Origin of the sequence: Bartonella propinqua, from assembly GCF_047263965.1 — a bacterium.
In the GTDB taxonomy this organism is placed as follows: Bacteria; Pseudomonadota; Alphaproteobacteria; order Rhizobiales; family Rhizobiaceae; genus Bartonella.
In genome coordinates this window covers 269,679-280,762 of record NZ_JBLEBK010000002.1, presented here as the reverse complement: position 1 = coordinate 280,762, position 11,084 = coordinate 269,679, and the positions used below count along the sequence as shown (strand labels likewise).

General features: G+C 42.7%; 9 protein-coding genes. All 9 read left to right on the top strand.

Going from position 1 to position 11,084, the window contains the following annotated elements; translation table 11 throughout:
• A partial coding sequence (locus tag ACMFKV_RS02960; RefSeq protein WP_413154449.1) for a hypothetical protein occupies window positions 1-191 on the top strand: 191 nt, incomplete at its 5' end.
• Between the two features lie 52 nt (window positions 192-243).
• The gene (locus ACMFKV_RS02955) at window positions 244-2,454 is read left to right on the top strand and encodes a primosomal protein N' (RefSeq protein WP_336287494.1); all 2,211 of its coding nucleotides are present in this window, start codon (window positions 244-246) and stop codon (window positions 2,452-2,454) included.
• 555 nt (window positions 2,455-3,009) lie between these two features.
• The gene (gene atpH / locus ACMFKV_RS02950) at window positions 3,010-3,594 is read left to right on the top strand and encodes an ATP synthase F1 subunit delta (RefSeq protein WP_336287493.1); all 585 of its coding nucleotides are present in this window, start codon (window positions 3,010-3,012) and stop codon (window positions 3,592-3,594) included.
• Window positions 3,594-5,129 carry a F0F1 ATP synthase subunit alpha gene (atpA, locus tag ACMFKV_RS02945; RefSeq protein ID WP_336287492.1) on the top strand — a complete coding sequence of 512 codons (1,536 nt, stop codon included), beginning with the start codon at window positions 3,594-3,596 and terminating at the stop codon, window positions 5,127-5,129. Before atpH ends, atpA begins: the two co-directional genes overlap by 1 nt.
• Before the next feature lie 21 nt (window positions 5,130-5,150).
• Window positions 5,151-6,062, top strand: coding sequence for a F0F1 ATP synthase subunit gamma (locus tag ACMFKV_RS02940; protein WP_336287491.1), 912 nt, complete (start codon window positions 5,151-5,153; stop codon window positions 6,060-6,062).
• 19 nt (window positions 6,063-6,081) lie between these two features.
• The gene (atpD, locus tag ACMFKV_RS02935; RefSeq protein ID WP_336287490.1) at window positions 6,082-7,674 is read left to right on the top strand and encodes a F0F1 ATP synthase subunit beta; all 1,593 of its coding nucleotides are present in this window, start codon (window positions 6,082-6,084) and stop codon (window positions 7,672-7,674) included.
• A gap of 73 nt (window positions 7,675-7,747) precedes the next feature.
• A complete protein-coding gene (gene atpC, locus ACMFKV_RS02930; RefSeq protein ID WP_336287489.1) occupies window positions 7,748-8,161 on the top strand; it encodes an ATP synthase F1 subunit epsilon in 414 nt (137 codons plus the stop codon).
• A gap of 23 nt (window positions 8,162-8,184) precedes the next feature.
• The gene (locus ACMFKV_RS02925) at window positions 8,185-9,828 is read left to right on the top strand and encodes an MFS transporter (protein WP_413154448.1); all 1,644 of its coding nucleotides are present in this window, start codon (window positions 8,185-8,187) and stop codon (window positions 9,826-9,828) included.
• Between the two features lie 2 nt (window positions 9,829-9,830).
• Window positions 9,831-10,838: an HlyD family secretion protein gene (locus tag ACMFKV_RS02920; protein ID WP_336287487.1), complete on the top strand. Its 1,008-nt coding sequence runs from the start codon at window positions 9,831-9,833 to the stop codon at window positions 10,836-10,838.
• Window positions 10,839-11,084 lie beyond the last annotated feature (246 nt).

Below are 11,084 nucleotides of genomic sequence, written 5' to 3'. Positions count from 1 at the left end.
AGATTGGCAGATTGGCAGATTGGCAGATTGGCAGATTGGCAGATTGGCAGATTGGCAGATTGGCAGATTGGCAGATTGGCAGATTGGCAGATTGGCAGATTGGCAGATTGGCAGATTGGCAGATTGGTAAAGTTACGCAAAAAAGATTTTTTACAATGGGAAATATGTCGAAAAATAAAATGCAAGAGTAATGTAAGAATAATATTTGTATAAAAGAATGCGTATAAAAAGTTGGTACAAAAGGTGCAGTCAAACGTGACAGAAAGAAAAGTTGTTTCGGTCTTGGTACCTGTTCCTGTTACTCATGCTTATAGTTATGAAGTTCCATCTCCTATGGAGGTCGAGGTTGGTTCTTTTGTGCGTGTTCCAGTGATGGGGCGTGAAGTTTGTGGTCTTGTGGTGGAAGCTGAAAAACCAACAGCGCAAATGGAGCAAATGGCTGCACCTGTGGCGCGTGAAAAATTGCGCTCTATCCTGCATGTTTTTGATTGTCCACCATTAAAAGCGGAAATGATCACATTTTTACGCTTTGTCAGTCGCTATACGATGACGCCTTTTGGTCTTGTTGCGCGATTGGTTTTAAGTGTTCCAGCTGCTTTAGAGCCAGAAGCGCAGATGCAAGGGTTGCGCTATTGTGGAGGAGATGTAGAGCGTTTAACACCAGCGCGATCACGGGTTTTGGAATTCGTGCGCGATGGTATGGTTTGGACACGCTCTGGTCTTGCGCATGCGGCAGGGGTTTCTGTCTCCGTTGTTGAAGGGTTAAAGTCGCTTGGGATTTTTGAAGAGGTTATGATACCAGCGCCTGCTCTTGTTGCGATGCCTAACCCCGATTTTTGTCCTCCCGTGTTAGAAGGCAGGCAGAGTGAAGCAGCAACACTGCTGCGAGAAGGTGTTTTATCTTCTCAATTTCAAGTTTTTTTGCTTGATGGTGTTACGGGGTCAGGAAAGACGGAGGTTTATTTTGAAGCGGTTGCTCAAGCGCTGAAGTGTGGCAAGCAAGTTTTAATTTTATTGCCAGAAATTGCTTTAACACAGCAATTTTTAGACCGTTTTGGTGCGCGTTTTGGAGCATCAGCGGCAGAGTGGCATTCAGATTTGGCACCGCGTCGTCGGGAGCGTGTGTGGCGGCAAGTGGCAGAAGGGCGGGTGCGGGTTGTTGCGGGGGCACGTTCGGCACTTTTTTTACCCTTTCAAGAGCTTGGGCTCATTGTTGTTGATGAAGAGCATGATGGTGCTTATAAACAGGAAGAGCGCATTTTTTATCATGCACGTGATATGGCAGTTGCACGGGCTTCTTTCGAACATTTTCCTGTGATTTTATCTTCAGCGACACCGTCGATTGAAAGTCAAGCAAATGTCTTGTGGGGGCGTTATCGGCAGGTTAATTTGCCATCACGTTTTAAAGCAGCAGCACTTCCACAGTTGCAGGTGGTTGATATGCGTAAAGGAGGGGTGCAAAGAGGACGTTTTATTTCCTCTATTCTTGAACATGCTTTGATGCAAACCATAAAAAAAGGTGAGCAGGCGCTTCTTTTTCTTAATCGACGTGGTTATGCGCCTTTAACTTTATGTCGCATTTGTGGACATCGTTTTCATTGTACAGATTGTTCGAGTTGGTTGGTTGAGCATCGTTTGCAAGGTCAGCTTAAATGCCATCATTGTGGCTATCATCAGCCATTTCCAGAGGCATGTCCTGAATGCGGAACTTTAGATCATCTCGTGGCTTGTGGACCAGGTGTGGAAAGAATTGCTGAAGAAACACGGATGCTTTTTCCACAGGCGCGGTTGTTGATTTTGTCAACCGATCTCAAAGGTGGGATTCGTCAGTTGCGAAGCGAATTGCAAGCAATTGCGAATGGGGATGTTGACATTATTATTGGGACGCAGTTAGTCGCTAAAGGGCACCATTTTCCTGAGTTGTCGTTGGTTGGGGTCATTGATGCCGATCTTGGTCTTGCTAATGGTGATTTACGTGCTGCTGAACGCACGTTTCAGCTTTTGTCTCAGGTTACAGGCAGGGCAGGGCGTATGGGGCTGGAAAGCTTAGGCATAGTGCAGACCTATCAACCTGACCATCCAGTGATACAAGCTTTGCTTTCGCAACAACGTGAAAATTTTTATATGCACGAGATTGCAACGCGTCAGCACTATCATCTCCCACCTTATGGACGTCTTGCCTCTTTGATTGTGTCTTCAGAAAAGCGCCAAATAGCAGAACATTATGCGCGTGCGTTACGTCAAGCCGCGCCACGAGAAAAAAATGTCTCGCTGATGGGACCAGCAGAGGCACAGTTGGCTCTTGTGCGGGGGCGGTATCGTTTTCGACTTTTACTGCAAGGGCAGCGCTCTTTTGATATGCAGGGGTTTATTCGTGCAATCTTTGCAAATGCACCCAAAATGCCAAGTTCAGTGCGGGTTCAAATTGATATTGATCCGCAAAGCTTTCTCTGAAAATAACCCAACATAACGTGGAAATTTGTTTGCCTAAAAATGCTGAAAAGGAGAATGTTTTGTAACGGGATGTTGTATAAAGAGAGAAGTTTTGAATAAGAAGATTGGTTTTCTGATTTTGTAAGAGTTATACACAAGTATCATTGATGCGTTGTAAATCTGAAATGGTGCCTCCTTTTATATATAGGGGTGGTTCTTTTGACACAAGAAGCATTTTAAGTTGAAGAAGACAGTTTTGGCAAGTTTCAACTCATCTATAGAGCCCAGAAGAAAGAGGCTTGAAAGGCGTGTTAGAAGATATAAAAAAGAGATACAAAAAAAATTGTGGTGCTGCTGCGTATTAAAAAAATCCTTTTCAAGGGTGTTTTAAATTTTTTATTTAAAATTTTTAAAAACCATCGATTTGGAGTGTTGCGAGTCGGTTGTGTCTATGCTAAAAACCAAAAAGTTTTTTTGTTCTAAGTTTTAAGGAGGAGATTCTTAAAATTTAGGATGTCTGATCCACTTCATCTGGTAAATATCAGAGAATCGCTCAAGGGAAAGAGGCGGTATTGCGTGTCTGATTCATTTTCTCTTATACCACTGCCGTTGGTAGATCAACGCTATGCGCAGGCGCTTTTCGATTTTGTTCAAGAAGCAGGGTCTGTTGAAAGTGTTGAAAAGGCAGTCGCATCTTTTTTGGTTATTTTGGATCAAAATGAGGACTTAAAGCGCTTTGTGCAAAGCCCGTTTTTTTCAGCAAAAGAGCAGGTTAAAGTTATGTGTTCTCTTTGCGAAACTATCGGGTTGTCTGATGAGGGTGCTGGTCGGATTATTCGTAATTTTTTGCGCGTTGTTGCAGTAAACCGTCGGCTTTGCGCTTTGTCTGGTATTTTACATGCTTTTCAACGTCGTGTTGCCCTATCTCGTAGGGAGATTACGGCGCAAATTATTTCTGCGCGCGTGTTAAGTCCTCGTCAAGAGAAGGAGTTGCGTGTGGCTTTAGAAGGTGTCGTTGGGGGAAAAATTTTGCTACGTATCTCTATTGATCCCACAATTCTTGGTGGACTCATTATTCGCTTAGGGTCGTCTCAAATTGATACGTCTCTTGTGGCAAAATTATCTTCGCTTAAGCTTGCATTGAAAAAAGAGGTCAGCTGATGGATATTAGACCGTCTGAAATTTCAAAAATTCTAAAAGAGCAAATCAGGAACTTTGACCAAAAGGCTGAAGTTTCAGAGGTTGGTTCGGTTTTATCTGTGGGTGATGGTATTGCTCGCGTTTATGGTTTGGATAATGTCCAAGCTGGTGAAATGGTTTCCTTTTCAAATGGTGTGCGCGGTATGGCGCTTAATTTGGAAATCGATAATGTCGGGGTTGTGATTTTTGGGTCAGATCGTGGTATCCGTGAAGGTGATACAGTAAAACGGTTAGGCGCTATTGTGGATGTTCCTGTGGGTCCAGAACTCCTTGGGCGTGTTGTTGATGCGCTTGGAAATCCTATAGATGGAAAGGGGCCTATTAACGCAGTTGAGCGTCGTCGTGTTGACGTCAAGGCTCCAGGGATTATTCCACGTCAGTCCGTGCATGAGTCTATGTCGACAGGGTTGAAAGCCATTGATGCGCTTATTCCTATTGGGCGCGGACAGCGTGAATTGGTGATTGGTGATCGCCAAACAGGGAAAACAGCGATTTTGCTCGATACATTTTTAAACCAAAAGCCCTTCCACGAAAAGGGTGCTGGGCGAGATCAAGACAAAATCTATTGTATTTATGTTGCAATTGGTCAAAAGCGTTCAACAGTTGCGCAATTCGTTAAAGTTTTAGAAGAGCGTGGTGCTCTTGAATATTCCATTGTTGTAGCGGCTACGGCTTCTGATCCTGCACCTATGCAGTTTATTGCACCTCTTGCTGGTTGTGCGATGGGGGAATATTTCCGTGATAATGGTCAACATGCTTTGATTGGTTATGATGATCTTTCAAAACAGGCTGTTGCTTATCGTCAAATGTCTCTTTTGCTTCGTCGCCCACCAGGTCGTGAAGCTTATCCGGGAGATGTTTTCTATTTGCATTCACGTCTTTTAGAGCGAGCTGCAAAGCTGAATGCTGAGAATGGTTCGGGGTCTTTGACTGCTTTGCCAGTCATTGAGACGCAGGCAAATGATGTTTCTGCTTATATCCCAACCAATGTGATTTCGATCACCGATGGGCAGATTTTTCTTGAAACCAATTTGTTTTATCAAGGAATTCGTCCTGCTGTGAATGTTGGTCTTTCGGTATCACGTGTCGGTTCGGCTGCACAAATTAAAGCGATGAAGCAGGTTGCAGGGTCGATCAAAGGTGAGTTAGCACAATATCGAGAAATGGCAGCTTTTGCGCAGTTTGGTTCAGATTTGGATGCGTCAACCCAGCGTCTTTTAAACCGTGGTGCGCGTTTGACTGAGCTTTTAAAGCAGCCGCAATTTTCTCCACTTAAAACAGAAGAACAGGTTGTTGTTATTTTTGCTGGTGTGAATGGTTACCTTGATGCGTTGGCTGTTTCTGATGTTGGTCGGTTTGAGCAGGGTCTTTTGACGCTCTTGCGCAATGACCATCAAGATCTTTTGAAGGCAATAGCCGATCAAAAGCAGATAACTGATGATATTAAGGAGAAACTGGTTTCTATCCTTAATACTTATGCGAAAAAGTTTTCGTAATGAATTGATGGAATACTTGGAATGGCGTCGCTAAAGGATCTTAGAGACCGTATCGCCTCGGTTAAGGCAACACAGAAAATTACCAAAGCCATGCAGATGGTTGCAGCGGCAAGGTTGCACCGTGCGCAAGAGGCGGCTTTGTCTGCGCGCCCTTATGCTCAGCGCATGGCTACTATTTTAGCCAATGTTGCAGCTGATGTTGATGCCGTTGACGCGCCCCCCTTAATGCGTGGAACAGGTCGAGATGATGTCCATCTTTTTGTGGTGTGTACTGCTGAGCGTGGTCTATGTGGTGCTTTTAATGTGCAAATTGCACGTCATGCTCGTGAGCAGATTGAAACTCTGCTTGCTGCTGGTAAAATAGTTAAAATTTTAACAGTGGGCAAAAAGGGAGCAGATATTTTACTGCGTAATTATAAAGCTTTGATGATAGATCATGTTGATTTACGTTCTGTAAAGCGGATTGGTTTTGCTGAAGCAGCAATGATTAGTCAGCGTATCGTTGATTTGTTTCATAAAGGTGCATTTGATGTGTGTACGCTGTTTTATTCTGAATTTGTTTCGGTGATTAATCAGCGTCCGACAGCTTTTCGCTTAATCCCAACGATTTCTCCAAAAGAGGCTGTTGGGGAAGGGGGGGTTGCCGGAAAGACAGATAAAAATGAAATTCTGCAGCCAACTGTTTATGATTATGAGCCTGATGCAGCCTCTCTTTTGGATGAGCTTGTTCCTCGTAACCTCTCAGTGCAAATTTTTCGAGCCTTGCTTGAAAATGTCGCTGGTGAGATGGGTGCGAAGATGAGTGCTATGGACAACGCATCGCGTAATGCGGGTGAAATGATTAATAAATTGACGGTGACTTATAATCGTCAGCGTCAGGCACAGATTACGACAGAATTGATCGAAATTATTGCGGGCGCTGAAGCGCTTTAAATTGAAAAGGTGAGGATTGATGGTAAAAGCAGTGACGTCAAGCAAAGGAGCATCAAAAGTTGAGGAAAAGAAATCAGCTGCTCGCTCAAGCGTGAAAAAAACCGCCTCGAAATCTCAAGTTGGCACAAAAGATTCTTCAACTTCTGCGTCTCCTGCCCCTAAAGATTTGTTTACAAAAGGTTCAGTTGGTGAAATTACGCAGGTTATTGGTGCTGTTGTTGATGTGCAATTTGAAGGTGCGTTACCAAATATTTTAAACGCATTAGAAACAGAAAATTTAGGCAATCGATTGGTTTTAGAAGTTGCACAGCATTTGGGTGAGAACACAGTGCGTACAATTGCCATGGATACGACGGATGGTCTTATGCGTGGTCAAAAGGTTGTTGATACAGGAACACAGATCAATGTGCCTGTTGGGGAAGCAACGCTTGGTCGTATCATGAATGTGATTGGAGAACCCGTTGATAATGTTGGACCAATCGCTGCGACCAAAACACGTTCTATTCACCAAGATGCTCCTGAATATGTTGAGCAGTCAACTGCCTCAGAAATTCTGGTCACAGGTATTAAGGTTGTAGACTTATTAGCGCCTTATTCTAAAGGTGGTAAAGTTGGTTTGTTTGGGGGTGCTGGTGTTGGTAAAACCGTTCTCATTATGGAGCTTATCAATAATATTGCAAAGGCTCATGGTGGGTATTCAGTGTTTGCTGGTGTTGGAGAACGTACACGTGAGGGAAATGATCTTTATTATGAAATGATTGAAAGCCGTGTGAACGTGAATCCGAAAGATAATAATGGTTCAACGGAAGGATCAAAATGTGCACTCGTTTACGGGCAAATGAATGAGCCACCAGGGGCACGTGCACGTGTTGCTCTTTCTGGATTGACCATTGCAGAAAGCTTCCGTGATGAAGGACAAGATGTTCTTTTCTTCGTGGATAATATTTTCCGCTTTACACAGGCAGGAGCTGAAGTTTCGGCTCTTTTAGGACGTATTCCTTCTGCTGTGGGTTATCAGCCAACCTTGGCAACGGATATGGGTGCTTTACAAGAACGTATCACCAGTACGAAAACAGGGTCTATTACTTCTGTGCAGGCTATTTATGTTCCAGCAGATGACTTGACTGATCCAGCACCTGCGACATCTTTTGCTCATTTGGATGCAACAACAGTTCTTTCGCGTTCAATTGCTGAAAAGGGTATTTATCCAGCGGTTGATCCACTCGATTCTTTCTCACGTATGTTAGATCCATTAATTGTGGGTGAGGAACATTATGCTGTCGCAAATCAGGTGCAAACTATTTTGCAACGGTACAGATCATTGCAGGATATTATTGCTATTCTTGGAATGGATGAACTTTCTGAAGATGATAAGTTGCTGGTGGGGCGGGCGCGTAAAATTGAACGTTTCCTTTCGCAACCTTTCCATGTGGCTGAAGCCTTTACTGGTTCACCAGGAAAACTCGTGCCTTTAGAAGACACAATTAAAGGGTTTAAAGGTCTTTGTGCTGGTGATTATGATGATTTGCCAGAGGCAGCTTTTTATATGGTCGGTTCGATCGATGAAGCCATTGAAAAAGGAAGACGTCTCATTGCGGAAGCCTCTTCTTAAGAAAAATCTTTGACGAGTGCTTGTTGTAGAGATGACAACAGGTTCTTAGAGTGAACCTTGTGTGGAGGCTGCTGTGGAAAACAATAAAGTAGAGCATTTTTTGTTTGAGCTTGTGTCACCTGAAAAGCTTGTTTTTTCAGAAGAGGTGACATCTGTTGTTCTTCCTTCAGCGTCAGGAACTCTAACGGTTATGGCGCATCATGCGCCTTTAGTGGCAAGCATTGTGTTGGGCAGTGTTCGCGTTATAACCTCTTCAGGAGAAAAGCTGTTTGCTGTTTGTGGAGGGGTTGCAGATATTAGCTCTTCAGGTTGTTCTCTTTTGGCAGAGAAAGTGGTTGCGGTTGAACAACTTTCCTTTGATGCGTTAGAACAGAAGATTTTACAGCTTCGGGCAACGTTAGCAGAGCATTCAAATGATGAGGCAAGTTATAAAGAGGACCTTTTTTATAACTTGGCAACCATTGATGGTGTAATAATGGAGGCATAACAGGTCATGCAGGAAAAGGCGACATGAGCGGCAAAAAAGGTACGGTTATGTCTGCCAAAAAGGCTGTGCCTTTTCCCAATCCAGGTGTAATTTTTGCAGGACCTTTGCCGAAATGTTTTGTTTACATTTTCGCTTCTTTTATTTTGCAGTGGGCTTATGGTTTGGGAGCGAATGTTGTTCAATCGAACATTATTCAGCTGACAGGTGATTTTCATGCAACAATGACTGAAACAACATGGTTGATTGCTGCCTATATGGCACCCAATGTAAGTGTTGCGATCATGTTGATGAAGATCCGCTACCAGTTTGGGCTTCGTGCTTTTGCGGAGTTATCAACTCTTGGATTTGTGTTGGTCTGTGTTTTGCAGTTATTTGTTACTGATCTGCGTTCGGCACTGATTATTCGTTTTTTTGCTGGTATTGCTGCGGCACCATTGGCATCACTCGCGCTTCTTTATATGATGGAGGCTTTTGCACCAGCAAAAAAATTTACCATTGGCCTTAGTTTAAATTATATGAGCGCGAATTTAGCAGCTCCTTTGTCAGGTTTGATTTCGCCTGATTTGCTAGATAGTGGATTTTCTAGTCTCTCAGCAATGGAGATGGGGTTGGTTCTCATGAGTTTGGGGTGTATCTTTTCTCTTCCGCTGACTCCCGTTGCACGTAACAAGGTCATTAAAAAATTAGATTGGATAAGTTACAGTTTGATTGCACTTGGTCTTGGGGTCAATGCAGTGATTATGTCTGTTGGCAAATTGTACTGGTGGTATGAAGCACCATGGATTGGTTGGGGGCTTGTACTTGTTATTTTATCTTTGGTCACGGCAACGATTCTAGAGCTGAATAGAGAAAAACCGCTAATTGAGTTACGTTGGCTTTTCAGTAAAGAGATGCTGCAATCGGTTCTCATTTTATTGGTCTTTCGTGTTCTTTTATCGGAGCACTTAACATTAGCAGCAGAGTTTTTTAATCTTTTTGGTTTATTAAACTCTGAAATGGCACCTGTATATCTTGCAGTTATATTTGGCACCCTTTTAGGAGGAGGGGTTTGTGTCTTTTTTCTGCGTGAGGGTCGGGAGGACTATTTTTATCTTTTGTCTTTGAGTTGTTTGGCTCTTGGGTCTTATCTAGACAGTTATTTGAGCCAGCTAACATGTCCAAAAGACATGATGTTAAGTCAAGGATTGATCGGCTTTGGTTATGCGCTTTTTTTGCCGCCTGCTCTTTTAAAGGGATTTGTGGTGTCCAGCGCGCGAGGTCCTAGTTATATGTTAAGTTTTATTGCTGTTTTTTTGCTGACACAAGTAACAGGAGGGTTGATGAGTTCAGCTTTTTTTGGCAGTTTGCAGTTGGTTTTTGCCCATAAGCATTTTGAGCACTTATCACAAAATATTGTGGTAACAGATCCGCTCGTTTCAAGTGAGATAGATGCCTTATTTTCGTCCTCTTACAATGCTTCTGTTCTTCATATTTTGGGAGATCAACCAGATTCTTGGCTCATTGAAAAGCTTCGGTTAACGGCAAATATTTTGGCTTATAGCGATGTTTTTCGGCTTTATTTTTATATTGCGATGGTTGTATTTATTGTTTTTCTTGTAAAAATTATTTTCAAATCACGCTCTTTGGTTGCATTCACAAAGCAAGCCAATATTAATAAAGAGGAGTAAAAATGATAAGAGCATTGCGATCAAAGGCGACGATTGTTACTTTTTTATCAGGTGTTATTGGGATTTTGTTGATTTTGTGGGCTTGGAGACTTCCCCCCTTTGTCAGTACAATTCAGATGACGGATAATGCTTCAATTAAAGGCAATGTGACTCTTGTAAGCTCGCAGATTTCTGGGGTGATTGAAAAGATTTATGTTCAAGATTATCAAAAAGTTGAACAGGGAATGCTGTTGTTTAAACTCGATGATTCTCTCTTTAAGCAACAGCTGGCACAGGCACAGGCTGTTCTTGATTCAAAAAATGCAAAACTTGCCAGTATTGCATTGCAAGCTCAGCTTTTGCAGGGGGAAATTAACAAAGCTGAAGCCGAACTGGCACGGTCTCAAACATTCTCTAATGTTATTCCTGGACATAACAAAAAATTAAGCTTTGATGGCAGTGCAAATTCAAGTTCCCGTTCTCTTTCACAATTATTGGAAGCACTGGATACAAAACGTCAATTGCGAAAGCAATTGGATCTTGAGCGACAAAGTTTACAGTCAGAAGTTGCAGGAGCAAGTGTTGGTGTTGAATTGGCTAAGCTCAATTTGAATCACACGAAGATTGTATCCCCTCGAACGGGGTATATTGGAGTGGTTGGGGCACGGGTAGGGCAATATATTGTTCCTAATACGCAATTGGTGTCAGTTATTTCTGATGATATTTGGATTATTGCTAATTATAAAGAAACGCAACTGTCTAAAATGCGGGTGGGACAACCTGTTGTCTTTTCTGTGGATGCGTTGAATAATCAGAAATTAACAGGGCGTGTGGATCGTTTTGCACCTGCGACAGGTTCAGAATTTTCATTATTAAAAACGGATACGGCAATCGGTAATTTTATCAAGATTGCGCAACGTGTTTCGGTTCGTATTGCTTTAGATCCTGGGCAGGAAGGTGCTGAAAAGCTTATTCCTGGTATGTCTGTAGTTACATATGTAGATACTGCGCAGCGCGCTTCTGGAGGTTAAAGTTTTGGTTCTTTTTAGTTTGATTTTTATCCCATTCTCTTATAGCAAGTGGGCGTTTACCTTAGAAGATTTCGTTTGGTTTATCATGATGCGTATCATAAAAATACTGTTTCTAACCTGAAATATTTATTGCCCAAAATCTTATATTGCCAAAAACCTTACATTGTTTGTGTAGCGTTGTTTTAGAGATATAGAAAATGTCCACTTTAAGGGTGGACATTACAAAGTGAGAGGGCGTTGGCGTGT

Excerpts from the sequence above, each read along its gene's own strand:
- atpD (WP_336287490.1), top strand. The coding sequence starts at position 6,082 with ATGGTAAAAGCAGTGACGTCAAGCAAAGGAGCATCAAAAGTTGAGGAA.
- ACMFKV_RS02920 (WP_336287487.1), top strand. The coding sequence starts at position 9,831 with ATGATAAGAGCATTGCGATCAAAGGCGACGATTGTTACTTTTTTATCA.
- ACMFKV_RS02925 (WP_413154448.1), top strand. The coding sequence starts at position 8,185 with ATGAGCGGCAAAAAAGGTACGGTTATGTCTGCCAAAAAGGCTGTGCCT.
- ACMFKV_RS02940 (WP_336287491.1), top strand. The coding sequence starts at position 5,151 with ATGGCGTCGCTAAAGGATCTTAGAGACCGTATCGCCTCGGTTAAGGCA.
- atpA (WP_336287492.1), top strand. The coding sequence starts at position 3,594 with ATGGATATTAGACCGTCTGAAATTTCAAAAATTCTAAAAGAGCAAATC.